Genomic DNA, 23,997 nt, shown 5'->3' with positions numbered 1-23,997 from the left:
CAACCGATTCGACTGAGGGGCGCCGGATGACCACGATCCATTTCGAACTTTCCCATGCCGGTACCACCGAGGGGCTCGTCTACAAGACGTCCACCCACGGTTGGTCGGGAATCGTGCCCGGCTTCGGACCGGTCGAGCTGAAGTTCCCGCTGGAGCGGGTCGACCGCAACCTCAACCTGCTTCTCGGGGCGGCCTGGGGGGAGAACTTCCCGACCGTGACCTTCACCGCAATAGGCTTCCGCAACCACCTGCGGATGGCCGAGATGCAGTTGAACGTCAACGAGTGGCCGGCGATGTTCAAGCGCCGGCGCCTGGCCGTGACGCGGCGGGGGCGCGCACTGCGCATCAACGTCTGCGGGCGCGACTACCGCTACCAGGTACTCGCCGGCAAGCGCCGGCACGCGCTCGTGCGGGACGGCGCCAGTGTCACCACGACCCGCTCCGAGTGGAGACATCCCCGGACGATCTCCGGCGTGGCGGAGGGGAACATCGACAACGTCGATGTCGCTCTGGCGATAGCCCTGCAGAGCATGTACACGCGCAATCTCACCTTCGCAGGCGCTCTGTATTCCCTTCCCGGCCGAATGCTGAGCCGGGCTGATCTGCCGGACTTCTGAGCACTGAACCGACTTAGTTCCAAAGGAATGTGACATGCCTTCGATAGATACGGCCCGACGTCGACTGCGCCTCGCCGATTCCCACATCAGCGTGCTCGGCCTCCTCGTGGAGGAGGACGCGGTACCTGCCGAACTCGAAACGGCACTGGCCGAACTCCGGTCGGCCGGAATCGTCGGCGACGAGGGAAACATCGTCGGGGACCTCTACCCCCTCGTCTCCACCCTGCTGGCGCCGCGCGTCATCGTCCGTACGGAGATAACCGGTAACCAGGGCCTGATGGAGTGCGGCGCCGTCATCGGCAACGACTTCGTCTTCACGCACGAGGGCTGGCCCGGCGAAGCCGAGTCCGAGTACGTCCCCGTGGAGGCCCCGCTGCTCGTGCCGGCCCTCGCCCGCAGCATCGACCTGCACGACGACATCGTGGAAGGCGCCGACCTCGCCGAGGTGATCAACTCGACCACCGGCGAGCTGGACGCGCTGATGGTGCGCATGGAGGCCGGCCAGGGGGTCGTGGACACCGAGACGGTCGTACGCGAGACCGGCGCCCCGGCGCGCCTCGTCGAGGTGCTCGCGCAGCTCAACTGCATGTGGCGGATGACGGTGGTGTGGAAGAACGCCCACGTCGAGAACGCCGAGCCGACCTTCACGGGCCTGGCGGTCTGGGACTGCGGCCTGGAGGGCTACTGGGTGCGGGAGCTGCCCGCGGAGCCCGTGCGCGAGGGTGAGGTCACCCTGGAGAGCCCGCTGCGGGTCCGGCGCACCAACGCCAAGGAGCTGTGGCAGGCCATCGCCGACCTCCTGCCGGAGGGCTCGGAGCTCGCCTGAAACGGCAGTGCCGCTGTCCGCCGGGGTGTTCCCGGCGGGCAGCGGCACTCGTGTTCGTCAGCGGTTGACGGCCTGGATCTCCTGGACCGTCACGTTCTGGGGCTCGCCCTCCATGGAGCCGGAGGGCAGCGCGCCTCCCTGGCCGTTGCTGCCGGTCCAGCTGGCGTTCCAGGTGACGGAGGCCTGGAGCGGGTACGTGCCGTTGCCGGAGGAGCGCAGGTAGGTGATCCCGCAGGGCGGGGTCTGGTTCTCGGACCCCGCGGTGAAGGGAACGCCGGCCCCGCCGCCGGGGTTGAACGCGCACTCACCGGAACCCGGGTGGAGCGTCGCGTCCCCCGTACCGGGCTTCAGGCGTACGGACGCGGGCGTGGCGGTGGCGGTCGCCGAGATGTTGGTGCCACCCGCGCTGAGGGAGGCGGTGACGCTCTTCGGCTCGAAGACGTTCTTGTCCAGCCAGGCCCAGGTGCCGAGGTTGACCTTGGTGTTGTCCGCGGGGGCCAGGCTGACCCTGGTCGCCGGCAGGTCGATCGCGCCGTACGCGGCCTGCGCGAGCATCTCGGGGGTGATGGCCTGGCGGAAGGGCGGCGGTGTGCCGTTCGGGACCCATTCGGGCAGGTCGCTGCACGAGAAGGCGCCGAGCTCGTCCATGCGGTCGGGGTTCTGGACGGCGACCCAGAAGGCGCCCTCGCTCGCCTTGTCGAGGTTGTAGTTCTTGTACTTGCCGTCCTTGTAGATGTCCCGGAACTGGCCCACCGCCTGCTTGGCGTAGCTGTGCTGGCCGGGGTAGTTGATGGTGGAGGTGTAGAACGCCTCGACGTAGGCCTGGAACTCGGCGGCCGAGCGGGGTTCGTACCAGCAGGCGGGCGGCGTCCAGTTGCTCGCCGAGGTGAAGCCCTTGGGCGCCGCGCCGGGCGCCCTCTTGTCCCCGGAGAGCTGGACGGTCGACTGGAGCTTGCCGTTGTTCAGGCTGCCGCTGGTGTCGCCTCCTCTGGAGTCATTGGGTGGTATGTCCGCGTTCGCGGTGGACGGTATGAGCGCCAGTGCGGCGGCTACTGTCCCCGCTGCGAGCCAGCGCAGCGGAAGCCCTACGGTGTGCACGTCTTGTCTCCCCGCTTCGAGGTGAGGTTCGTGGTCTGCCAGACGCCCTGCTGGTTCTTGGCCACCCTGATCGAGTACTTGACGTACGAGTTGCTCGTGACGGGTGTGGTGAGGACCTTGCCCGTCTTGCGCTCCTTGGCGAACGCCTTGCTCTCGTCCGAGCAGTAGGCGACGCCTGCGGACTTGTCGTCGTAGACCTCGGTCTTGGGGTTGAAGAACCGCGTGGTCCCGGTGGCCGTCAGGCCGTCGTTCTTGAGCTTCGCGATCCAGGTCGAGGCGCCGATGAGCGCATCGCCCGTGTGGTAGAAGGCGACCGCGGGAGACTCGGCCTCGTCGCTCGCGATGGCGGCGTCGACGGAGGCGACGGCCTGTGTGATGTCCGAGAGAAGGGCGTCCTTCACGGGGTCACCCGTGGTCCAGCCCTCGAACTCGTGCTTCAGGTCCGCGGGGAGCGTGATTTTTGGACGCCCCGCCGTGTCCGACGGGCTCGCGCTCGGCGACGCGGACGACGGTGCGGAGCTCCCGTCCGCGCCGGCGATCTTGTCGTTGGCCTTGCCGCTGCCTCCGCCGCACGAGGTCAGGAGCAGGGCAGTCGCCGCGGCGGCGACTGCAACGGGCAAAGTGCGGCGGTTCACTGGGCAGCTCCTGGTGGGGCGAGGGTCATCTGAAGCGTTCTGACGCTACCGGCGCAGAGAATGGTTTCGCCAGGGCGAATGTGGCTGGATCCCGTGGAGATCGGCCGCGGTGCGGCCGGGTCATGGGGAATGCGGCGAATGTGAGGGTTGCGTGCCGTCCGGGGGCTCCGCGGGAGCGGTTGTAGGCCCATCCTCCTAGCCGGGAACCAGTGCCGTCTGAGTACGCGTACTCATTTATGCGCGGTCCGGTCTCACGGCGACCAACTCGCCTTGAGGTGCCTATGTGCTACTGCTACCGTGCGATCAGCTTGCTTTTTCTATGGTTCGGTCAAGTCTTAAACAGGCCCAGGTTCTGTTGCTGAATGACCGATTTTGTCTGTGGTAGTGCACGGGGGAGCGGTGGAGTGAAGGTCCAGGAACGTTCGGGTGCGGCGAGCCACAGGGGTTCAGGGTCCGCTCAGGGCGTTGGTGAGCGACTGCCCTCCTCGGGTCGGGAACGCAAGCCCGCGCTCGCCGCGTTGGCGGTACTGCTCATCCTCGCCGGTGCCCTCGGGGCCACCGTGCTCGTCCTGCGGGCCGGTGAGCGCATCGAGGTCGTCCGCATTTCGGCGGACATCGCCGCGGGCAAGTCCGTGAGCGACGCCAGCATGACGCCCGTGATGGTGGCGGACGACCCCGCCGTCCACTACGTGCGGTGGGAGCAGCGAGAGGCGCTGAAGGCGCTCCAGGCCAAGAACAGCCTGGTCAAGGGCACCATCGCGATCGGCGAGATGTTCTCCGACGTCAAGGGCCTCCCGGACGGCAAGGCCTTCGTCGGCCTCTCCCTCAAGGACGGCCAGTACCCCTCCGGGCTCAAGGCCGGCGACCACGTCGCCGCGTACCGCGTGAGCGCCGACGCCACCAAGCCCGCGGGCAACGCAGGTGCCGGCGAGGCCAACACGCTGCTCGTGCGCGACGCCAGGGTCAACGACGTCATCGTCGGCGACGGCAAGTCCATCGGCAGCGGAAGCCTGCCCGTCACCGTCATGGTCAGCACCAACGAGATCGCGCCACTGACCCAGGCGGCCGCGGCCGGCCAGGTGTCCCTGGTGCTCATCCCGTCGGCCTCCGGCTGATTCACGGGCGCACAGGAAAGCAGAAGACATGGCGCTCATCGCACTCGCCGCCGACAAGGGCTCACCCGGTGTGACCACCGCGGCCGTCGCGCTCGCAGCCGTATGGCCGCGGCGCACGCTGCTCGCGGAGGCGGACCCGGCCGGCGGTGACCTCGTATACCGCGGTGCTGCCTCCCACGGGGGACCGCTCAACCCGAACACCGGCATGCTGTCGATCGCTGCGACCGCGCGTCGCGGCCTCGCGCCGGACCAGCTCTGGGACCACGCCCAGACGATGTCCGGCGGCCTCGACGTACTCGTCGGCATCGGCTCGTCCGAGCAGTCCGCCGGCCTCGTCGGCCAGTGGCCGCTGCTCGGCCGGGCGTTCGCCTCGCTCGCCGAGTCCCCGCACTCGCCCGCCGACGTCATCGCCGACTGCGGCCGGATCGGTGGCGACGGCCCCGCGATGGAGCTGTTCGCCCACGCCAGCCTGGTGCTGCTGGTCGGCCGTACGCAGCCGGAGAGCATCGCCCGCGTACGGGACCGGGCCCTCGCGCTGTCCGCCAAGCTGCACGGCTCCCAGCGCGGCGCCGGACAGCTGGGCACGCCGCTGCTCGGCGTGCTGCTGGTGACCGACCCCAAGGACTCCTCCAAGGTGGTCGGCCAGGTCAACGACATGCTGGTCGCCTCGCACTCGGGCGTCCGCGTGGTCGGCTCCCTCGCGTACGACCCGCAGGGCGCGGACCAGTTGGCGGGCCGCCGGCGCGGCCGGCTGGACAAGTCGCTGCTGATCCGGTCCGCCCGGCAGGTCTCCTTCGACCTGAACCAGCAGTACGGCGCCGTGTGGGCCGCTCCCAACGGTCCCTCCGGCGCCGCACCTGGCACGGCCCGATGAGCGCGGTCGACCACCAGCTCGTCAAGCGCTTCCGGCAGGAGGCCGGCGACCGGATCGCCGAACAGCGCCGCGTCGACCAGCTGTCGGGCCTCATGCAGATGTCCGGCGAGGACGAGCGGCAATACGCCCGCGCCGTCATCGCCCAGATCCTGGAGGAGTACGCCCGCGGCGAGATCAACGCGGGCCGCACCCCCCTCGACGCCGAGACCGAGGAGCAGTTCGCCGCCGCCGTCCACGCGGCGCTCTTCGGCGTGGGCCGGCTCCAGCCGCTGCTCGACGACCCCGAGGTCGAGAACATCGACATCAACGGCTGCGACCAGGTGTTCGTCGGGTACGCCAACGGCAACGAGGTCCGGTCCGACCCGGTGGCCGAGACCGACGAGGAGCTCATCGAGCTCATCCAGGTCCTCGGTGCCTACTCCGGCCTCTCCTCGCGCCCCTTCGACTCCGCCAACCCGCAGCTCGACCTGCGGCTGCCCGACGGTTCCCGCCTGTCGGCGGTCATGGACGTGACACGGCGGCCGTCGCTGTCGATCCGTCGCGCCCGCATGGGCAAGGTCTTCATGTCGGATCTGGTGGGCAACGGAACGCTCACCCCGGAGCTCGGCCACTTCCTGTCCTGCGCGGTCCGCGCCCGCAAGAACATCATGATCGCCGGTGCGACCAACGCCGGCAAGACCACGCTGCTGCGCGCGCTCGCCAACGAGATACCGCCGCACGAACGCCTCATCACGGTGGAGCGGGCCCTGGAGCTCGGCCTCGACACGTTCTCCGAGCTGCACCCCAACGTCGTGGCCTTCGAGGAGCGGCTGCCCAACTCCGAGGGCCAGGGCGCCATCATGATGTCCGAGCTGGTGCGCCGCTCGCTGCGTATGAACCCCTCCCGGGTCATCGTCGGTGAGGTGCTCGGGGACGAGATCGTCACCATGCTCAACGCGATGTCCCAGGGCAACGACGGCTCGCTCTCCACGATCCACGCGAACAGCTCCAGCGAGGTCTTCAGCCGTATCTCCACCTACGCGCTGCAGGCCGCCGAGCGGCTGCCCATCGAGGCCAGCCAGATGCTGGTCGCCGGTGCCATCAACTTCGTGGTCTTCGTCGAGCGCCGCAACGCCTTCCAGAGCGGCGGCAGGCTCCGCCGCGTCGTCACCTCCGTACGCGAGGTGAACGGCGTCGACGGCCGCGTGCTGTCCAGCGAGGTCTTCGCGGAGACCCCCGACGGCCGGGTCGTCCCGCACGCCCCGATCTCCTGCATCGAGGAGCTCGTTCCCTACGGCTACCGCCCCAGCGGATCCTGGGGGTGAGGCGGACATGAACGGCATCACCTCCATGGGCGGCGTGTTCTCGCTGCCCGTCCTGTACGCGCTGGTGTGCGGCCTCGTGGTCGGCGGCGGGCTCGCCCTGCTCACGGCCGCGATCCGCGGGCTGCCCGTCAAGCCGGAGCACGAGCAGGCCAATTCGCGCGAGCGGCTGGCCGAGCTGGCCCGCTTCGCCGGCCGTCGCGGTTCCCTCGCGATCGGCACCGGCCTGGTCATCCTGCTGCTGACCCGCTGGGCGGTGGCCGGCATCGCCACCGGCGTCCTGGTGTTCTTCTGGGAGCGCCTCTTTGGCGGCGCCGCCGAGGAGCGGTCCGCGATGCGCCGCGTCGAGGCCCTCGCGGCCTGGACCGAGTCGCTGCGCGACACCATCGCCGGCGCGGTCGGCCTGGAGCAGGCCATCCCCGCCTCGGCGCGCGCCGCGGCCCCGGCCCTGCGGCCCCACCTGGAGACGCTGGTCGACAGGCTGCGGGCCCGCATGCCGCTGCCGGACGCGCTCCAGCACCTCGCCGACGAGATCGACGACGCGTCCGCCGACATCATCGTCGCCGCGCTGATCCTCAACGCCCGGCTGCGCGGCCCCGGTCTGCGCCAGGTCCTGGGCGCGCTGGCCAAGTCCGCGCGCGAGGAGGTCGACATGCGCCAGCGCGTGATGGCCCAGCGCTCCAGCACCCGGCGCAGTGTGCAGATCGTCGTCGGCGTCAGCGTCGCCTTCGTACTCGGCCTTTCGATCTTCAACCCGGACTTCGTGTCCCCGTACAACTCCGCGGTGGGCCAGGTAGTCCTGGCCCTGGTGTGCGCGCTCTTCGCGCTGGGCTTCCTGTGGCTGCGCAAGCTGTCCACCATCGAGACGCCCGAGCGCTTCCTGGTCCGCGACGCACAGCCGGTGCGCTTCGCGCAGCCCCCGTCCGAACGTGAGGAGGTCGGTCCGAGGTGAACCTCACCCTTCCGGTCGTGATCGGGGCGGTCCTCGGTCTCGGCATCTACGCCCTCGTACGGGCCCTGGTGCCCTCCAAGCGCGGCGCGGTGGCGACCGTGGCCCAGATCGACGCGATGCGGGCGCGCGGCGCCCTGTACGAGTCGCCCGGGCGCTCGGCCGCGCAGGAGGAGGACTCCGGCCGGCTCGGCACCCTGCGGGCCGGCATCGGTGCCCGGGTCGCCGACCTCTACCGGCAGCAGGGCTGGGAACAGCGCTCCCTGCGGGCCGACCTGAACGTCCTGGAACGCAGCTGGGAGAACTTCCTGGCGACGAAGATCCTGTTGGGCGCGGTCGGCCTGATCTTCGGTCCGTTCCTCTTCGCGATCGTCTGGACCATCGGCTTCGCCAGCGGACCGGTCATCCCGGTCTGGATGGCCCTGGCCTGCGGCGCGCTGTTCTTCTTCCTCCCCGACCTGGAGGTGCGCCGGGACGCGGCGGACAAGCGCCGCGACCTGCGCCGGGTCATCGGTGCCTATCTCGACCTGGTCGCGATGAACCTCGCCGGCGGCCGCGGCCTGCCCGAGGCGCTGATGGCGGCCGCCGAGGTCAGTGACGGCTGGGCCCTGCGGCGCATCCGCAACACCCTGGCGGACGCCAGGATCACCGGCACCAGCCAGTGGCAGGCGCTCGGCATGCTCGGCGAGGAGCTGGGCGTGGAGGAGCTGAAGGACCTGGCGAGCGCGCTGGGACTCGTCGCGGAGGACGGCGCGAAGGTACGGGAGTCCCTGGCCTCCCGCGCCGAAACGATGCGCCACCGGGAGATGGCCGAGATCGAGGGCAGCGCCGGCGAGAAGTCGCAGTCGATGCTCGTGGCCCAGCTCCTGCTCTGCGGCGGCTTCCTGATCTTCCTGATCTTCCCGGCGGCAGTGCGCGTCTTCCAAGGCGCCTGACCCCGCCCGACCCGTCCCGTTATCCCCTTCTTCCGAGAGGACCCTCCACATGAACGGCTTCCGCAAAAGCCACCCGGCCGTCGACTTCCTGATCACCTTCCTGCAGGGCCGCGTGCAGCGCGCCCGGTCCGGTGAGCTGGACCGCGGTGCGTCCGCCGTGGAATGGGTGATCATCTCGGCGGTCGTCGTCGCGATCGTCGGCGTCGTCGCCGCCATCATCAACGCCGCGCTCAGCACGGGTGCCACGAAGGTCGGCAACTGCATCGCGGGCGCCAACCAGTCCGGCACCTGCAAGTAGCCGTACCTTCCCGGTGACCGATGTCGTGAACGGCTGCGCTGCCCGACTCCGCAGCGCCGTACGCCGCAGGGTGGAGGCCGCCTCCGCCCGCGGTGACTCCGGCATGACCGCGATCGAGTTCGTCTTCCTCACGCCGCTGCTGTTCTTCATGATCTTCGCGGCGGTGCAGTTCGCCATGTACTCCTTCGCGGACCAGGTGGCGCAGGCCGCGGCCCAGGCCGGTGCCCGCGAGGCCCGTGCCTCGGCGGACGCCAACCCCGGCGCCTGGCAGGGCAAGGCGCGGGCAACGACGAACAGCTACATCCAGCAGCTGGGCCCGCAGCTGGTCCTCGGCCCGGACGTGACGGTCGACCAGCCGGCGCCGAACACGGTCCGGGTCGTGGTCACGGCCCGCGCGCCGAGCATCGTGCCGGGGCTCGACCTGACCATCCACGCCCAGTCGAGCGGGCCGGTCGAGCGTTTCGTACGGGACGGGGGGTGAGGGCCGGATGAGTCCTCGGATACGGCAGTGGGCACGCGGCCGGTGGGCACGCGTCCGCGGCAGCGACGCGCGGGGGATCTCCACCATCGAGGTGGTCATCATCGCGCCCGTCTTCTTCCTCTTCATCCTGGTCCTCGTCGCCTTCGGGCAGCTCGCCCAGGGCCGCGGCGCGGTCGACGGCGCCGCGCGCGACGCGGCCCGGGCCGGGTCCATCCAGAAGAACCGGGACATCGCGATGGCCGAAGCGGTCAAGGCCGCGGAGGCCGACCTGAGCGACGTGTGCTCGGGGGCGGTGTCGGTGCAGAAGACGAGCGCGGGCTTCGAGCCCGGCGGCTTCTTCACCGTGGAGGTCAGCTGCGAGATCCGCGGCCTTCGCATGCTCGGACTCGACATCCCGACCAGGATCAGCGGCCGGGCCACCTCCTCCCTGGACCCCTTCCGGAGGGCGGCATGAGAGCGCTGGACGGGCTGAGGGCCCGGGCCGAGGCGCTGTTCGAGGAACGCCGTGCGGAGCTGGACGACCGAGGTTCCGGCGCCGCAGCGCTGATCATCTTCAGCATCCTCTTCCTGTTCCTGGCCGCCTTCGTCGTCGACGGCGGCATGGCGATCTCCCAGCGGGAACGGGCCGCGGACCTCGCCGAGCAGGCCGCCCGCTTCGCCGCACAGGACATCGACCGGGCCGCCCTGTACGCGGGTTCGGGCGGCGCCCCGATCAACTACCAGAACTGCACGGGCCGGGTCCGCCGGTTCGCCGAGGAGTCCAAGATGGCGCTCCCGGACGTCAACGCGTCCTACTGTGTCTCGGCCGGCGCCCAGCGGGTCCAGGTCGAGATCCAGCTGACCTACCGGCCCGTGCTCGGCCTCTACCACCGCGGACCGGTCACGGTCCGCGGCAGAGCGGTCGCCGAGTCCGTGACCGGATAGCCCGCGCGACCCCCGTTCCGCCCCACCGCTCTCTCCACACAGGAAGCCGCCATGGCACGCAGCACCTCCCGTTCGAGCGCCGCACCGAGACCGCGGCGGACCTTCGGCGACTTCGTCAAGGCGTTCTTCGCGTTCCTCGCGCTGGCCGGGCTCGTGCTCGGAGTCCCGGTGGCGCTCGCGTCGCAGGTCGGCTGGCCGCTGCCGGACGAGGTGCCCTCGCTGGACATGCTCCGCCAGCAGATCACCGTCAACACGTTCATCTCCGTGCTGACCGTGGTCGTGTGGCTGGCGTGGGCCCAGTTCACCGCGTGCGTCCTCGTCGAGGTCAAGGCCGCCGTCACCGGGTTCGGCATGCCGACGCGCGTGCCCGCCGCCGGGGCCAGCCAGGCCCTCGCCCGGCAACTCGTCGCGGCCCTGCTGCTGGTGACCGCCGGAGCGGCGAGCTTCACGCCCGGTCTCTCGCAGCTGGGCCAGTCGCTGGAGGACCAGCACCGGCCGGGTGTCACGGCCTCCGCCCAGCAGACCCCCGGGCAGCAGGCGCAGCAGGCGGCCCAGGACCGGGCCGCGGAACAGGCGGAGTCCGACCGGCAGGCGGCCGAGCAGGCCCGGGAAGCCGGAACGAAGTTCTACCGGATCCAGCCCCCCGAGGGCCGCCACCACGACTCGCTGTGGGAGATCTCCGAGCGGCACCTGGGCGACGGCCGGCGCTACTCCGAGATCTACGAGCTCAACAAGGACCGCGTGCAGCCCGACGGCGAGCAGCTGTCGAAGGCCAGCCTGATCCGGCCCGGCTGGATCATGGAGATGCCCGCCGACGCGTACGGCGGCGATCTCGTGGAGATGCCGGACGCGGCGCCGAAGGTCTCCGAGGAGGTCCGCGAGCAGATCGTGGAGTACTCCAAGAGCGGCGACCACGCGCTGGCCACCGGCGCCACGGCCGACGCGGCCAAGGGCGGCGCGGCCGCCGCCACCGGTGCCACGGACACCGACACCACCCAGTTCGTCATGCCCCGCGACTGGGCCACCCAGGACAAGTCCGCCGCGGCCACCGGCGCCCAGGCGCAGACCGCGGACGCCGGCGACTCCTCCTCCAGCCTGTCCGCGACCCTCACCGAGGCCGTCACGGAGAACCTCCCCGAGGCCCTCCTCGCGTCCCCGCTGCTCGCCGCGGGCCTGCTGGCCGCCCTCGGCCGCCGTCGCCGCACCGCGCTGTGGCAGTCCGCGATCGGCGCCGTCTCGGGCCGCGGGATGACGCCCCCGCCCATCCCCACGGGCGAGGCGGCCAACGCGCAGGACGCGCTGTTCGTCGGCGCCGACCCCGACGCCGTACGCCGCCTCGACCGCTCCCTGCGCGGCCTGTCCGAGGCGCTCACCGCGGCTTCCCGCCCGCTGCCGACCGTGTACGCGGCCTGGCTCGCCGGCGGCGAGGTCCACCTCCAGCTCGGCGACGGCGAGGCCGCCCCGCCCGCGCCGTGGCAGCAGGGCCAGGACCACACGGTCTGGAGCCTGGACGCCGTGTCCGCCGAGGCCGCCCCGTCCGTCGACACCGCGGCCCCCTACCCGGGACTCGTCAGCATCGGCACCCTCGACGGGAACCGCCTGCTGCTGAACCTGGAGGCCGTACCCGGCGTGGTCGCCCTGACCGGCGCCGCCACGGACCGGTCGGCGGTCATGTCCTCAATCGCCGCCGAACTCGCGACCAACGGCTGGTCCGACCGCCTGACGATCACCCTGGTCGGCTTCGGCGAGGAGCTCACCGCCCTCGCACCCACCCGGCTGCGCCACCTGCCCGGGATCGACGACCTGCTGCCGGTCATGGAGGCCGAGACCCGGCAGCGGGCCGGCGCCCTGGGCGCGGCCGGCCACGACTCCGTCCTCACCGGCCGCACCGGCCACGCGCAGGACAACCGGTGGGCGCCGCACTTCGTGCTGCTCGCCGCCGAGCCGACCGGGGAACAGGCCGCCGAGCTCGCCGCACTCGGCGCCGACGCCGCCCGCCTCGGCATCGGCTACCTCCTCGGTACGCCGACGCAGAGCCTGCCCGGCGCGGTCTGGGAGCTGGAGGCCACCTCCGACGGCCGGCTGCTCGCCCCCGTACTGGGCCTCGAACTCCAGGCGCAGACGCTGCCCCGGGCCCAGCACGAAGCCGTCGTACAGCTCTTCCGGGACGCCGACGGCGAGACCGGCCACGAGCCGGACCCGGGCGCCCCGCCCTTCCTGGTCGACGTCACCGAGCAGGGCCGCCCGGCGGTCTACGCCCGGATCATCGGCCCGGTCGAGCTCATCGGCCTCGGCACCCCGGATCCCGACCGCGCCGCGCTGATGACCGAGGCGCTCGCCATGTGCCTGCTCCACCGCGAGGGCGTCAACCCCAGGGTGCTCGCCGCCGCGCTGTGGCCGCGGGGCGTGACCGACGACGTCCGCGACGCGCTCATCGAGCGGATGCGGGAGTGGCTCGGCACCGACCCCGACGGCACCCCGAGGCTGCGCGCGGGCGCGGCCGGGCGGCTCACCCTCGCGCCGTCCGTGGTCTCCGACCTCGACGTGCTGCGGTCGCTGCACCACGAGGCGACGCAGGGCCGCGGAACCCGCAACGCGGGCATCCGCGAGCGGCTGCTCACCGACGCGCTGGGCCTCGTACGGGGAGACCTGCTCCCGGACCGGCCCGCGGGGCGGTACGGCTGGCTCTCCCACGAGATCATCGACGCGCAGCTGCCGCTGCTCGTCACCGAGGTCGCCCTGACCCTCTCCGAGCACCAGCTCGGCCAGGACCGGCCCGAGCAGGCCATCGGCGCGCTCTCCACCGCCATGTCGCTGTCGCCCAACGACGAGCGGCTGTGGAACGAGATGGTCCGGGCCACCCACGCCACCGGCGACACGGGACGCCTGACGGCGCTCGCCGACTCGCTGGCCATGCGCGCCGGCGCGCTCGGCGGCGGCCGCGGCCTGCCGCCGCGTACGTCCGCCCTCCTCGACGAACTGCTGCCGACCTGGCGCGGCGACAGCGCGTCGGCGGGCTGACGTTGGACGTGACGCAGGCCCTGATCGTGGCCGGCGCCGCCCTGTGGGGCGCCGGCTGGGGCCTTCTCGTACCGCGCGCCGCCTACCGGCTCGCCGTCGAACCGGACGACGCGTGGCGTACGCGGTGCCCCGCCGGCCACCCGCTGGCGGGAGTCGCCCGGGGCTGGCTGGGCCGCGCGGTCTGCGCGCCCTGCGGAGGCGGCGGGGCGTACCGGCCCGCGCTGCTGCCCGTCCTGCTGACCGCGGCCGCCTGCGGGGCGCTCGCCGCGGCCGTCGGGGGCCGCCCGGAGCTGTTCGTGTGGCTGGCCCTCGCGCCGTTCGGGGTCCTGCTGGCCCTCGTCGACGCGGCCGTGTTCCGGCTGCCCGACGTGCTGACGCTGCCGCTCGCCGTACTGACGGCGGCCGGGCTGGGGCTGGCCGCACTGTTCCCCGGGGCCGCGGGCTCCTGGCCGACGGCCCTGCTCGGCGGCCTGGCCCTGGGCGGCTGTTACTTCACGCTGTTCCTGATCAGCCCCCGCGGCATGGGCTTCGGCGACGTCAAACTGGCCCTCGCCCTGGGCCAGGTGCTGGGCTGGTACGGCTGGCCCGTCCTGTTCCTCGGGACCTTCGCCGCCTTCCTCGCGGGCGCGGTCCACGGCCTCGGCCTGATGCTCCTGGGCCGCGGGGGCCGCAGCACCGCGATGCCCTTCGGCCCCTTCATGCTCGCCGGGGCGCTGGCCGCGGTGGTGTACGGCGGGCTCGGCTGAGCGCGATCTCCAGGGGTGTCCCGGAAGTGGTCATGACCCTGGCGTAGGCTGGATCGGTCCGGACCTCTTGACACACCGCCGAAAGGTGACGCACCGGTGACCGACCAGGCCGCTCTCCAGTCTGTCCTCGACCGCGCCGCCGCAGGGGGCCGGATCACCAAGGAAGAGGCGCTCGACCTCTACCGCCACGCACCGCTGCACGCGCTCGGCAAGGCCGCCGACGAGGCGCGCCGCCGCCGCTACGCGGGTACCGAGCACATCGCGACGTACATCATCGAGCGCAACATCAACTACACCAACGTGTGTGTGACGGCGTGCAAGTTCTGCGCCTTCTACGCGGCCCCGAAGGACACCAAGAAGGGCTGGTCGCGCGACCTCGACGACATCCTGCGCCGCTGCGCGGAGACCGTGGAGCTCGGCGGCACGCAGGTCATGTTCCAGGGCGGACACCACCCGGACTACGGCGTCGAGTACTACGAGCACCACTTCTCCGCCATCAAGGCGGCCTTCCCGCAGTTGGTCATCCACTCCCTCGGCGCGTCCGAGGTCGAGCACATGGCCCGCATCTCCAAGGTGTCCGCGGAGGAGGCCATCCGCCGCATCCACGCGGCCGGCCTCGACTCCTTCGCCGGCGCCGGCGCCGAACTGCTGCCGGAGCGCCCGCGCAAGGCGATCGCCCCGCTCAAGGAGTCCGGCGAGCGCTGGCTGGAGATCATGGAGCTCGCCCACAAGCTGGGCGTGGAATCCACCTCCACCATGCTGATGGGCACCGGTGAGACCAACGCCGAGCGCATCGAGCACATCGCGATGATCCGGGACACGCAGGACCGCTCAGGCGGCTTCCGCGCCTTCATCCCGTACACGTACCAGCCCGAGAACAACCACCTCAAGGGCCGCACCCAGGCGACGGTCTTCGAGTACCTGCGCATGATCGCGATCGCGCGGCTCTTCCTCGACAACATCGCCCACATCCAGGGCTCCTGGCTGACCGTGGGCAAGGAGGCGGGCCAGCTCTCGCTGCACTACGGCGCGGACGACCTGGGCTCGATCATGCTGGAGGAGAACGTCGTCTCCTCGGCCGGTGCCAAGCACCGCTCCAACCGCCAGGAGATCATCGACCTGATCCGCAAGGCGGGCCGCACCCCGGCGCAGCGCGCGACGACGTACGAGCACCTCCTGGTGCACGACGACCCGGCGAACGACCCGGTCGACGAGCGCGTGGTCTCGCACATCTCCTCCACCGCCATCGAGGGCGGCACCGCGCACCCCGAGCTGAAGCTCATCTCCACGAACTGACGCCAATGCCCACGCCTGCGAACCGCTGCCGATGCTGACGCTCCACACCGCCGAACTCCTCGTCCCCGGGCCGGGGTCCGCACCCCTGCCCGGCGGCGCCGTCCTCGTCGAGGGCGACCGGATCGCCCGCGTGGGCCCGTACGAGGAACTCGGCGCGGCCTACCCGCACGCCCGGGCCCGCCGCTGGCCCGGGGTGCTCACCCCGGGGCTGCTGGTGCGGGGCGCCGACGCGCTGCTGGAGCGGACGTACTACCCGGACGACCCGTACGAGACCACCGAGCTCGGCCGCGAACCGATCACCGGGGCCGAGGCGTTGGCCGACCTGAAGATGACCGAGGCCCGCTGGGGCAACAGCGCCCGGCGCGGCACGCAGAAGCTGCTGGCCCGCGGGGTGGTGGCGGTGGCCGGCCGGTTCACCGTCCAGGCGGTGCGGACCGCGGTGGTGCGCTCGGGGCTGACGGTCGTGGCGCCTGCCGCCTACGAGGGCGAGCCGTCCCTGGACCCGTTCGCCGGCCGGGAGCGGGCCGAGGAGGCCTTCCACGGGGTGCTGGAGCCCGGCGCCCCGGCCAGGTTCGCGGTCTTCGCCGTGTCGGGCCCGGACGAACTGCTGGAGCAGGGGCCGACCACCTGTGTGGCCACGGTCATCGGGGGCCGGCTGCTGCACCGCCGTCGCTGAGCGCGAGCGCGGCGAGCAGGCAGGCCTGGAGGCGGCTGATGCCGCCCAGCTTGGTCCGTATGTTGTGCACGTGGAACTTGACCGTGCTGACGGACAGTTGCAGCTCGGCGGCCAGCTCCGCGTTCGAGGCGCCGGTGGCCAGGCACAGGAACACGGCCGACTCCTGCTCGGTCAGCTGGGCGTCCGGCGCGGCCTCCGGGGGCAGCTTGGCGTCGTACGACGGGAACCACGCGGGAACACTGAAGCTGACCACGCGCACGGTTCCCACTCCTCGCCCCCGGCAGGCCCGGTCCGTCCGGCCCTGTCCCCGTTCTAGGGGACGCGCGGACCGGACAGATAGGTTCCGTTCCGGTCGAACGGCCATGCGTTGGCGGTGCAGCCGAGCAGCCCCTTGATCTGCTGCATCATCGCAGGTGCCGGCTTGCCCGGACCCGGGCAGGTTTCGTGCTCGTGGCCGAGCTCGTGCCCCACCTCGTGGTTGACGATCAGCGCCCGGTACTCCTCCACCGGCCCGCTGAACTGCGGAGACCCCTCCTGCCAGCGCTTGAGGTTGACCACCACCGTGTGACCGGCCCGGCAGTTCGTCTCGCCCTTCAGCTCCGGCGTGACCACCTCGCACAGCCGGTCGGTGGTCGTCGGCGTGGCGATCTTCACGGTGAAGTCCACCGGCTGGCCGGCCCCGACGAGCTGGAAACCGTACGCCGGGTCGCGGATCCAGCCGCGCGGATCCCCGAGGATCGCCTCGACGGCCTGCGCCGCGGCGTTCGGGTCGACCCCGCTGCCCTCCTCGACCTCCACCCGCCAGCGCCGCGCGGGGCCCTTGCCCTGCGGCTGGCCGGCGACGGCGGAGGCGGTGAAGCCCCCGGTGGCGGTGGCGGGCGGCGAGGCGGCGGCGGACGGGCTGGGGGAGGCGGAGACCGAGGGGGAGGGCGAGGCGGAGCGCCTGCCCGTGGCCTGCGGCGCCTTCGAGGAGGCCGCGGCGGAAGGCTCCGGCTCCGGCTGAGCCTCGGCGGCGGGGGCGTCCTGCGCCGCCCGGCCGTCGGCGGCCGTGGTGACCTTGTCGTCGTCCGGAGCCATCGCGTACGCCGTCGCCGACACCGCGACGAGGACCGCCGCGGAACCGAGGAGCAGCGTACGGCGCAGCCGCCTGCGGCGCTCGGCCGCGCGGCGCCCCGCGCGGGTACTGCGGCGGGGTCGACCGGTGGAACGGCCTGCCGGCATGTGAAGCCCTTTGCTCGTGGCGGCCGCCACGGATCGGGCCGCTGGTCAGGCCCACGGGGGCCGCACCCGGCCAGTCAACGCGGCGGCGCACACCCTGCGTAACTGTCCTTCGGGCCAGTTCCGCCCGCAATCCGCCGCGAGGCCCGCACACGGGCCGACCCCGCGCGGCAGGACGCCGCGGGCCTGAGAGGATGGGGTGGTACCAGCCGATCCGTACACCGAGGGGCCAACGCCAGTGACCCGCGCTTCCCTGGACAAGCAGCCGCACGAAGTCGCCTCCATGTTCGACGGTGTGGCGGCGAACTACGACCTCACCAACGACGTCCTCTCCCTCGGCCAGGCCCGCCTGTGGCGCAAGGAGGTCGCCAAGGCGGTCGGCGCCCGCCCCGGGCACACCGTCCTCGACCTCGCCGCCGGCACCGCCACCTCCTCGCTGCCGTTCGCAGCGACCGGCGCGTACGTCGTCCCCTGCGACTTCTCGCTGGGCATGCTGCGCGAGGGCAAGAAGCGCAACCCCTGGCTGCCGCTGACCGCGGGCGACGCGACCCGGCTGCCCTTCAAGGACGACGTCTTCGACACCGTCACCATCTCCTTCGGTCTGCGCAACGTCCAGGACACCGACACCGCCCTGCGCGAGCTGTACCGGGTGACCAAGCCCGGCGGCCAGGTCGTCATCTGCGAGTTCTCGCAGCCCACCTGGGCGCCCTTCCGGACCGTGTACACCGAGTACCTGATGCGCGCCCTGCCGCCGGTGGCCCGCGCGGTGTCCTCCAACCCCGACGCGTACGTCTACCTCGCCGAGTCCATCCGCGAGTGGCCCGACCAGCCCGCGCTGGCCGCGCTGCTGCAGAAGGCCGGCTGGGGCAAGGTCGCCTGGCGCAACCTGAGCGGCGGGATCGTCGCGCTGCACCGCGGCACCAAGGAGTAGCAGCCGTGGACTACCAGACGCTGCTGGAGCAGGTCGCGGAGGACATCGCCCCGCTGGTCGGCAGCGGGACGCCCGCCGAGTACATCCCGGCGCTGGCGTCCGTGGACCCGCGGCAGTTCGGGATGGCGATCGTCGACCTCGACGGCAACGCCTTCGGGGTGGGGGACTGGCAGGTCCCCTTCTCCACCCAGTCCGTCACCAAGGTCTTCGCGCTGGCCCTCGCGCTCGCCGAGGGCGGCGACAGCCTGTGGGAGCGGGTGGGCCGGGAGCCCTCCGGCAACCCGTTCAACTCCCTCGTGCAGCTGGAGTACGAGAACGGCATCCCCCGCAATCCGTTCATCAACGCGGGCGCGCTCGTCGTCACCGACCGGCTCCAGACCTTGACCGGCGACGCGAGCAGCGAACTCCTGCGGTTCCTGCGGGAGGAGAGTGGCAATCCGGACATCGCCTTCGACGCCGAGGTCGCGGCCTCCGAGCACGAGCACGGCGACCGGAACGCGGCCGTCGCCCACTTCATGGCCAGCTACGGGAACATAGACAACCCCGTACCGACCCTGCTCGACCACTACTTCTGGCAGTGCTCCATCGAGATGAGCTGCGCCGACCTGGCCCGCGCCGCCCGGTTCCTGGCCCGGCACGGGCTGCGCGCGGACGGCTCGCGGCTGCTGACGCGCAGCGAGGCCAAGCAGATCAACGCCGTGATGCTGACCTGCGGGACGTACGACGCGGCAGGCGAGTTCGCCTACCGCGTCGGCCTGCCCGGCAAGAGCGGGGTCGGCGGCGGCATCGTCGCGGTCGTGCCCGGCCAGTGCACCCTCGCGGTCTGGAGTCCGGGCCTGGATCCCCAGGGGAACTCCGTCGCGGGTGTGGCGGCCCTCGACCGCTTCACGACCCTGACGGGCCTGAGCGTCTTCTGACGCGGCGGCTCAGCCCGGTCGCTCAGCCCGGTCGCTCAGCGCCGGTCGCCCAGTCCCGGTCGCTCAGTCCCGGTCGAACGTCAGCGAGTAGCGGCGGCCGTAGCGGACGCCGCCCGGCAGCAGGAAGCGCTCCGCCAGGGTCATGCCGAGGCGCTCGGCCACCGCGATCGAGCGGAGGTTCTGGTCGTCGATCATCGCCACGACGTGCGGGATCTCGGTCTCGTCCCGGACCCGCTCCAGGGTGGCGAGCGCGGCCGCGTACGCGTATCCCTTGCCCCACGCGGAGCGGCCGAGCCGCCAGCCGATCTCGATCTCCCCGACCGGCCCCCAGGTCTTCTCCGCAGGCCACGGCTGCGCGCCCGTGAAGCCGAGCACGGTGCCCTCCTCGTCGGTCAGGGTCCACAGGCAGACGCCGAGCCGTGCGTCGTGCATGCGCTGGCGCGCGGTCATCTCCTCGTAGGCGGACAGCTCGGCGGGACCACCGAGGAACTCCATGACGTCCGGGTCGTGGAAGACCTGGTGCCAGGCGTGCGCGTCCTCGTCGGTGGGCACGCGAAGCTGTACGGCGGGCAGCGGCCGGGTCGGCGAGCTGGGGGAGCTGGGCGAGGCGGTCATCGGGGGCAGCCCTTCGGTTCGCGATCTCTCTCGCTGCATAGACTGCACGTGTCCCGTGCCGTTGGGCACCCTTTATCGAGCCTTCGGGAGACCCCGCAGTGACCGAGCCCCTCTCCGAACACTCCGCGGATGTGATCGTCGTCGGGGCCGGGCCCGCCGGCTCGACCACCGCCTACTACCTCGCCAAGGCGGGACTCGACGTCCTGCTCCTGGAGAAGACGGCGTTCCCGCGCGAGAAGGTCTGCGGTGACGGACTGACCCCCCGCGCCACCAAGCAGTTGGTGGCCATGGGCATCGACATCTCCGAAGAGGCCGGCTGGCTGCGCAACAAGGGCCTGCGGATCATCGGAGGCGGTCAGCGCCTCCAGCTCGACTGGCCGGAACTCGCCTCCTTCCCGGACTACGGACTCGTCCGCAAGCGCGACGACTTCGACGAGACCCTGGCCCGCCAGGCCCAGAAGGCCGGCGCCCGGCTGTACGAGCGCTGCAACGTCGGCGAGCCCGTACGCGACCCGCGCACCGGCCACATCACCGGTGTGCAGGCGAAGCTGGGCGAGGAGAAGACCCCGGTCACCTTCCACGCCCCGCTCGTCGTCGCGGCCGACGGCAACTCCTCGCGGCTGTCCCTCGCCATGGGCCTGCACCGGCGCGAGGACCGCCCGATGGGCGTGGCCGTGCGCACCTACTTCACCTCGCCGCGGCACGACGACGACTACCTGGAGTCGTGGCTGGAACTGTGGGACCGGCGCGGCCCGCAGGACCGGCTGCTGCCCGGCTACGGCTGGATCTTCGGCATGGGCGACGGCACGTCCAACGTGGGTCTGGGCATCCTCAACTCCTCCGCGGCCTTCAAGGAGCTGGACTGGCGCGAGGTCCTCAAGGCCTGGTGCGCGTCCATGCCCGAGGACTGGGGCTACACCCCCGAGAACATGACGCAGCCGATCCGCGGCGCGGCCCTGCCGATGGCCTTCAACCGGCAGCCGCACTACACCAAGGGCCTGCTGCTGGTCGGCGACGCGGGCGGGCTCGTCAACCCGTTCAACGGCGAGGGCATCGCCTACGCGATGGAGTCGGGCCAGATCGCGGCCGACGTCATCGTCCAGGCGCACGCGCGGGCCACCCCGGCGCAGCGCGAACTGGCGCTGCACAACTACCCGAAGGTGCTCAAGGAGACCTACGGCGGCTACTACACGCTGGGCCGCGCCTTCGTGAAGCTCATCGGCAACCCGAAGGTCATGAAGGTCGCCACGCAGCGCGGCCTGACCCACCCGGTGCTGATGAAGTTCACGCTCAAGATGCTGGCCAACCTCACCGACCCGACGGGCGGCGACGCGATGGACCGCATCATCAACGGCCTCTCGAAGGTGGCCCCGAAGGCCTGATCGGGGTTCAGGCGGGCCGGGCCGGGTTTTCGCCGGTGCGGCCCGCTTCTTCGTACGGGGTGTCGTCGAGGTTCGGACGCGGTGCGTACGGGGCTTCGGGCGAGCGGTGCACGGCCCGGATGCAGCGGGACAGCAGCAGCAGACCGCAGATCAGGAGTGCGGCCGAGGCGGTCCAGCCGAGGCCGAGGGTCACCGGGTGGTTCGGCTTCTGCCACGGCCGGGCGGTGGTGAGCAGCCAGCCGCCCACGGCCAGGAGGCCCAGTCCCGCCGCGGCCGGGAGGGCGGTGGGGTCGCCGCCGCTGCCGTCCTGGTCCTCGTACGGCTCGGTGATCATGGGCAACCACCTCCTGGGGTGAATCGGGCGTGCGCGGCGCGTCCCGGCCATCCTCGCAGGGCCCCGGCCGCCGCGGTACGCCCGGTCGGCAGGAGGGACGCGCAAGGGCCGGCACTCCACCCCCGAGCGGGGGAGTGCCGGCCCTGCGCATGGCGCGGACAGCCGTGAGACGGCGTCAGGCAGCCGTCAGGCGGCCTTCAGGGCGCCTCGCAGCGCTCCGGACCGCCCAAAGGTCGGTCCGAGGCGGCTCGGGCGCCCCAGGCGGCTCAGAGGACGCGGACGGCGCCGGTGGGCTTGTCGTAGCTCAGCGAGCGCTCGACGATGCCCGTGCTGGAGTTCTGGGCGCCGACGAACTTGCCGCCGCCGACGTAGACGGCGACGTGGTACGCGCTGCCCTTGGAACCCCAGTACAGGATGTCGCCCGGCTCCAGTGCGCTCAGCGAGACCGAGGTGCCCGCCGAGGACTGCGCCTGGGACATGCGCGGCAGCGAGATGCCGGCCTGGCGGTACGCGGCCTGGACGAGGCCGGAGCAGTCGAACGAGGACGGGCCGGTGCCGCCCATCACGTACGCCTTGCCGACCTGCGCGCGGGCGAAGTTCACGATGGCGGCGGCGGAGCCGGTCGCCGGGGCGGCCACGGAGGCGCCGGAGCCGTCGCTGGGGGTCGCGCCGGAGCCGGACTTGGTGGAGAGCGAAGCGCGGGCGGAGCTGCGGTTGGCGCGCTCGGCCTCGGCCTTGCGGTCCGCCTCCTCCTTCTCCTGCTGCGCCTTCTGCTCGGCGTCGGCCTTCTGCTGGGCGTCCTCCTTGGCCTTCTTGGCCTCGGCGGCGGCGCCCGTACGAGCGGTCTCTTCCTGCGCGTGCAGTTCGCCCTCGAGGACGGCTGCGCGGGTGTTCTCCGCGGCCTTGGTGACGGACGAGGAGACCTCGGCGGCCAGGTCCAGGTTGAGGACCGGCATTTCGAGCGTCGTCTCGGTCACGGGCTCGGCGGACGGGGACGCGCTCGCCGTGCCGGCCATGGCCAGGGTGCTGAGGACGCCACCGGCAACTCCGGCGCGGACCGCGAGCTTCGAGGCGCTGCGGCGGGGCTTCCGGTGGCTGGGTATGTGAGCGGTGAGGGACATGGGTACAACCGCTATCAGGGGGTTGCGGTTCCCTTCAAGAAACGTGGGCTGCGCCACAGTTGTGCGCGAAGCGGGCTAACCGGGCGCGTCGAGCGTCTTATTGACGCCGTAACGGACCATTCGGGCAGCCTTCCGCAAGCCTGTGATCATGGGGTTTCTGCAATAAGTCCGAATTGATCCGCGGCCTACCATCCCTCCGCACAGATGGCCAAGCCCCCTTTCGCCGGTGCGAATCGGGAGTGGCGCAGGTCACAGGAGCGTCACGCTGTGCGGACACTGTGCGGACGCCGTGGCCCGTTCGTGATCCCGCTGTGAAGCGGCGGACGCATCCCGCCGGAAGGAGTCGCCGGATCCGCGGGTCGGGTTCGTGAACGGATGCACGTGTCCACTCCCGTACGGCCGGCCTCCCCCGCCCGGGGGACGCGGATCCCCTTACCACTGCGGCCACCGTGTCGCCAATTTGCCTGCACCGGCCACGGTTTGATAGTGCGATACCCCTTCCACCTGCGGCGACGAGGTCGGATGTCACCTTTGGTGATCATGTGGATGCTTCGCGTACGAAGATCACCACTCATCGGACTTCATGATCGTTCGTCAGGTGGTGGAGATCACAAACTCGTTGTTGCAACCCGTGTCGCAGATCACAGAGGAGCGGGCATAAGATGCGCACCAGTCCGGCTTGTGAACTGCCTCACATGCGCCGGCAGCGGTCCAACGGTCAAGGACGACTGGAAGGAGCGAGGAGCGTGAATGCGTACGCGCCCATCCTCGTGCTCGGCGCCCTCGGCGCAGGGTTTGCGATCTTCTCCGTGGTCATGGCCACGCTGATCGGCCCAAAACGGTACAACCGGGCAAAGCTTGAAGCTTACGAGTGCGGCATCGAGCCCACTCCGATGCCGGCCGGCGGCGGCCGCTTCCCCATCAAGTACTACCTGACGGCGATGCTCTTCATCGTCTTCGACATCGAGATCGTCTTCCTCTACCCCTGGGCGGTCACCTTCGACTCGCTGGGGATCTTCGGGCTCGTCGAGATGCTCCTCTTCGTGCTCACCGTCTTCGTCGCCTACGCCTACGTATGGCGCCGCGGCGGCCTGGAATGGGACTGAGGGGCTGAATTTTCCATGGGACTGGAAGAGAAGCTGCCGAGCGGCTTTCTGCTGACCACCGTCGAACAGGCCGCGGGCTGGGTGCGCAAGTCATCCGTCTTCCCTGCGACCTTCGGCCTGGCCTGCTGCGCCATCGAGATGATGACCACCGGAGCGGGCCGGTACGACCTGGCCCGCTTCGGCATGGAGGTCTTCCGCGGTTCACCGCGCCAGGCCGATCTGATGATCGTGGCGGGCCGGGTCAGCCAGAAGATGGCGCCGGTGCTGCGGCAGGTGTACGACCAGATGCCCGCTCCCAAATGGGTCATTTCCATGGGGGTTTGCGCATCTTCGGGCGGAATGTTCAATAACTACGCGATCGTCCAGGGCGTCGACCACATCGTCCCGGTGGACATCTACCTGCCCGGCTGCCCGCCCCGCCCCGAGATGCTGATGGACGCGATCCTCAAGCTCCACCAGAAGATCCAGGGATCGAAGCTCGGCGTGAACCGGGAAGAGGCGGCCCGCGAGGCGGAGGAGGCGGCCCTCAAGGCGCTCCCCACCATTGAGATGAAGGGGCTCCTGCGGTGAGCGAGGACCCG

Annotated in this window: 27 protein-coding genes; 20 read left to right on the top strand and 7 right to left on the bottom strand. The window is 71.4% G+C overall.

Going from position 1 to position 23,997, the window contains the following annotated elements:
- The first annotated feature begins 26 nt into the window (after positions 1 to 26).
- Both ACZ7GJ_RS12505 and ACZ7GJ_RS12500 read left to right on the top strand, forming a co-directional pair.
- The gene (locus tag ACZ7GJ_RS12505; protein WP_470751229.1) at positions 27 to 617 is read left to right on the top strand and encodes a hypothetical protein; all 591 of its coding nucleotides are present in this window, start codon (positions 27 to 29) and stop codon (positions 615 to 617) included.
- 34 nt (positions 618 to 651) lie between these two features.
- Entirely contained in the window at positions 652 to 1,443 is a 792-nt protein-coding gene (locus tag ACZ7GJ_RS12500; protein ID WP_470751227.1) for a hypothetical protein, read from the top strand.
- A gap of 57 nt (positions 1,444 to 1,500) precedes the next feature.
- Here ACZ7GJ_RS12500 and ACZ7GJ_RS12495 read toward each other — a convergent pair whose 3' ends face one another.
- Positions 1,501 to 2,541 carry a hypothetical protein gene (locus ACZ7GJ_RS12495; RefSeq protein WP_470751225.1) on the bottom strand — a complete coding sequence of 347 codons (1,041 nt, stop codon included), beginning with the start codon at positions 2,539 to 2,541 and terminating at the stop codon, positions 1,501 to 1,503.
- On the bottom strand, positions 2,529 to 3,176 hold the full coding sequence (locus ACZ7GJ_RS12490; protein ID WP_470751224.1) for a hypothetical protein: 648 nt from the start codon (positions 3,174 to 3,176) through the stop codon (positions 2,529 to 2,531). Before ACZ7GJ_RS12490 ends, ACZ7GJ_RS12495 begins: the two co-directional genes overlap by 13 nt.
- 404 nt (positions 3,177 to 3,580) lie before the next feature.
- Between ACZ7GJ_RS12490 and ACZ7GJ_RS12485 the strand changes: the two genes are divergently transcribed.
- From ACZ7GJ_RS12485 to ACZ7GJ_RS12425, 13 genes are all read left to right on the top strand, one after another.
- Positions 3,581 to 4,291 (top strand): hypothetical protein, encoded by a 711-nt coding sequence (locus ACZ7GJ_RS12485; RefSeq protein ID WP_470751222.1) that lies wholly within the window; start codon positions 3,581 to 3,583, stop codon positions 4,289 to 4,291.
- A 28-nt stretch (positions 4,292 to 4,319) separates the two neighbouring features.
- Positions 4,320 to 5,165 carry a hypothetical protein gene (locus ACZ7GJ_RS12480; protein WP_470751221.1) on the top strand — a complete coding sequence of 282 codons (846 nt, stop codon included), beginning with the start codon at positions 4,320 to 4,322 and terminating at the stop codon, positions 5,163 to 5,165.
- Positions 5,162 to 6,469 carry a CpaF family protein gene (locus tag ACZ7GJ_RS12475; RefSeq protein ID WP_470751220.1) on the top strand — a complete coding sequence of 436 codons (1,308 nt, stop codon included), beginning with the start codon at positions 5,162 to 5,164 and terminating at the stop codon, positions 6,467 to 6,469. Before ACZ7GJ_RS12480 ends, ACZ7GJ_RS12475 begins: the two co-directional genes overlap by 4 nt.
- 7 nt (positions 6,470 to 6,476) lie before the next feature.
- Positions 6,477 to 7,418, top strand: a complete 942-nt coding sequence (locus ACZ7GJ_RS12470) for a type II secretion system F family protein (RefSeq protein WP_470751219.1) — start codon at positions 6,477 to 6,479, stop codon at positions 7,416 to 7,418.
- Entirely contained in the window at positions 7,415 to 8,350 is a 936-nt protein-coding gene (locus tag ACZ7GJ_RS12465; protein WP_470751217.1) for a type II secretion system F family protein, read from the top strand. Before ACZ7GJ_RS12470 ends, ACZ7GJ_RS12465 begins: the two co-directional genes overlap by 4 nt.
- A 49-nt stretch (positions 8,351 to 8,399) precedes the next feature.
- Complete coding sequence (locus tag ACZ7GJ_RS12460) at positions 8,400 to 8,648, top strand: hypothetical protein (protein ID WP_214946958.1); 249 nt, start codon at positions 8,400 to 8,402, stop codon at positions 8,646 to 8,648.
- A gap of 13 nt (positions 8,649 to 8,661) precedes the next feature.
- The gene (locus ACZ7GJ_RS12455) at positions 8,662 to 9,129 is read left to right on the top strand and encodes a TadE family protein (RefSeq protein WP_470751216.1); all 468 of its coding nucleotides are present in this window, start codon (positions 8,662 to 8,664) and stop codon (positions 9,127 to 9,129) included.
- A 7-nt stretch (positions 9,130 to 9,136) separates the two neighbouring features.
- Positions 9,137 to 9,583: a TadE/TadG family type IV pilus assembly protein gene (locus ACZ7GJ_RS12450; protein ID WP_470751215.1), complete on the top strand. Its 447-nt coding sequence runs from the start codon at positions 9,137 to 9,139 to the stop codon at positions 9,581 to 9,583.
- Complete coding sequence (locus tag ACZ7GJ_RS12445; protein ID WP_470751214.1) at positions 9,580 to 10,053, top strand: Tad domain-containing protein; 474 nt, start codon at positions 9,580 to 9,582, stop codon at positions 10,051 to 10,053. Before ACZ7GJ_RS12450 ends, ACZ7GJ_RS12445 begins: the two co-directional genes overlap by 4 nt.
- 51 nt (positions 10,054 to 10,104) lie before the next feature.
- Positions 10,105 to 13,074, top strand: coding sequence for a BTAD domain-containing putative transcriptional regulator (locus tag ACZ7GJ_RS12440; RefSeq protein WP_470751213.1), 2,970 nt, complete (start codon positions 10,105 to 10,107; stop codon positions 13,072 to 13,074).
- A 2-nt stretch (positions 13,075 to 13,076) separates the two neighbouring features.
- Positions 13,077 to 13,820, top strand: coding sequence for a prepilin peptidase (locus tag ACZ7GJ_RS12435; RefSeq protein WP_470751211.1), 744 nt, complete (start codon positions 13,077 to 13,079; stop codon positions 13,818 to 13,820).
- 96 nt (positions 13,821 to 13,916) lie between these two features.
- Positions 13,917 to 15,116 carry a cyclic dehypoxanthinyl futalosine synthase gene (gene mqnC / locus ACZ7GJ_RS12430; RefSeq protein ID WP_470751210.1) on the top strand — a complete coding sequence of 400 codons (1,200 nt, stop codon included), beginning with the start codon at positions 13,917 to 13,919 and terminating at the stop codon, positions 15,114 to 15,116.
- Between the two features lie 31 nt (positions 15,117 to 15,147).
- On the top strand, positions 15,148 to 15,792 hold the full coding sequence (locus ACZ7GJ_RS12425; protein ID WP_470751209.1) for an imidazolonepropionase-like domain-containing protein: 645 nt from the start codon (positions 15,148 to 15,150) through the stop codon (positions 15,790 to 15,792).
- On the opposite strand, the gene ACZ7GJ_RS12420 is transcribed toward ACZ7GJ_RS12425, so the two are convergent.
- Positions 15,758 to 16,051 carry a helix-turn-helix domain-containing protein gene (locus tag ACZ7GJ_RS12420; RefSeq protein ID WP_470751208.1) on the bottom strand — a complete coding sequence of 98 codons (294 nt, stop codon included), beginning with the start codon at positions 16,049 to 16,051 and terminating at the stop codon, positions 15,758 to 15,760. The two genes, ACZ7GJ_RS12425 and ACZ7GJ_RS12420, sit on opposite strands and share 35 nt — an antisense overlap.
- A gap of 53 nt (positions 16,052 to 16,104) precedes the next feature.
- Positions 16,105 to 17,013, bottom strand: coding sequence for a DUF3152 domain-containing protein (locus ACZ7GJ_RS12415; protein ID WP_470751207.1), 909 nt, complete (start codon positions 17,011 to 17,013; stop codon positions 16,105 to 16,107).
- A gap of 235 nt (positions 17,014 to 17,248) precedes the next feature.
- Here ACZ7GJ_RS12415 and ACZ7GJ_RS12410 point away from each other — a divergent pair, with 235 nt between their 5' ends.
- Positions 17,249 to 17,941 (top strand): demethylmenaquinone methyltransferase, encoded by a 693-nt coding sequence (locus ACZ7GJ_RS12410; RefSeq protein ID WP_470751205.1) that lies wholly within the window; start codon positions 17,249 to 17,251, stop codon positions 17,939 to 17,941.
- Positions 17,942 to 17,946: 5 nt separating this feature from the next.
- Positions 17,947 to 18,858 (top strand): glutaminase, encoded by a 912-nt coding sequence (locus ACZ7GJ_RS12405; protein ID WP_470751204.1) that lies wholly within the window; start codon positions 17,947 to 17,949, stop codon positions 18,856 to 18,858.
- A gap of 63 nt (positions 18,859 to 18,921) precedes the next feature.
- Here the strand turns inward: ACZ7GJ_RS12405 and ACZ7GJ_RS12400 are convergent, their stop codons facing one another.
- Positions 18,922 to 19,473, bottom strand: coding sequence for a GNAT family N-acetyltransferase (locus ACZ7GJ_RS12400; protein ID WP_470751203.1), 552 nt, complete (start codon positions 19,471 to 19,473; stop codon positions 18,922 to 18,924).
- Positions 19,474 to 19,571: 98 nt separating this feature from the next.
- Between ACZ7GJ_RS12400 and ACZ7GJ_RS12395 the strand changes: the two genes are divergently transcribed.
- Positions 19,572 to 20,855 carry a geranylgeranyl reductase family protein gene (locus ACZ7GJ_RS12395; RefSeq protein WP_470751201.1) on the top strand — a complete coding sequence of 428 codons (1,284 nt, stop codon included), beginning with the start codon at positions 19,572 to 19,574 and terminating at the stop codon, positions 20,853 to 20,855.
- 7 nt (positions 20,856 to 20,862) lie between these two features.
- Here the strand turns inward: ACZ7GJ_RS12395 and ACZ7GJ_RS12390 are convergent, their stop codons facing one another.
- Together ACZ7GJ_RS12390 and ACZ7GJ_RS12385 are read right to left on the bottom strand one after the other, a co-directional pair.
- Positions 20,863 to 21,189 carry a hypothetical protein gene (locus tag ACZ7GJ_RS12390; protein WP_470751200.1) on the bottom strand — a complete coding sequence of 109 codons (327 nt, stop codon included), beginning with the start codon at positions 21,187 to 21,189 and terminating at the stop codon, positions 20,863 to 20,865.
- A gap of 266 nt (positions 21,190 to 21,455) precedes the next feature.
- Entirely contained in the window at positions 21,456 to 22,310 is an 855-nt protein-coding gene (locus ACZ7GJ_RS12385) for a C40 family peptidase (protein WP_470751199.1), read from the bottom strand.
- A gap of 746 nt (positions 22,311 to 23,056) precedes the next feature.
- On the opposite strand from ACZ7GJ_RS12385, the gene ACZ7GJ_RS12380 reads away from it, so the two are divergent.
- Both ACZ7GJ_RS12380 and ACZ7GJ_RS12375 read left to right on the top strand, forming a co-directional pair.
- Positions 23,057 to 23,416 carry an NADH-quinone oxidoreductase subunit A gene (locus ACZ7GJ_RS12380; RefSeq protein ID WP_190182942.1) on the top strand — a complete coding sequence of 120 codons (360 nt, stop codon included), beginning with the start codon at positions 23,057 to 23,059 and terminating at the stop codon, positions 23,414 to 23,416.
- Between the two features lie 15 nt (positions 23,417 to 23,431).
- The gene (locus ACZ7GJ_RS12375; RefSeq protein WP_007265818.1) at positions 23,432 to 23,986 is read left to right on the top strand and encodes a NuoB/complex I 20 kDa subunit family protein; all 555 of its coding nucleotides are present in this window, start codon (positions 23,432 to 23,434) and stop codon (positions 23,984 to 23,986) included.
- The last annotated feature ends 11 nt before the right edge of the window (positions 23,987 to 23,997 follow it).

It is taken from the genome of Streptomyces sp. NPDC037242 (assembly GCF_055604165.1).
The sequence above is the reverse complement of the archived record's forward strand: the minus strand, read 5'-3'. Positions and strand labels throughout refer to the sequence as shown.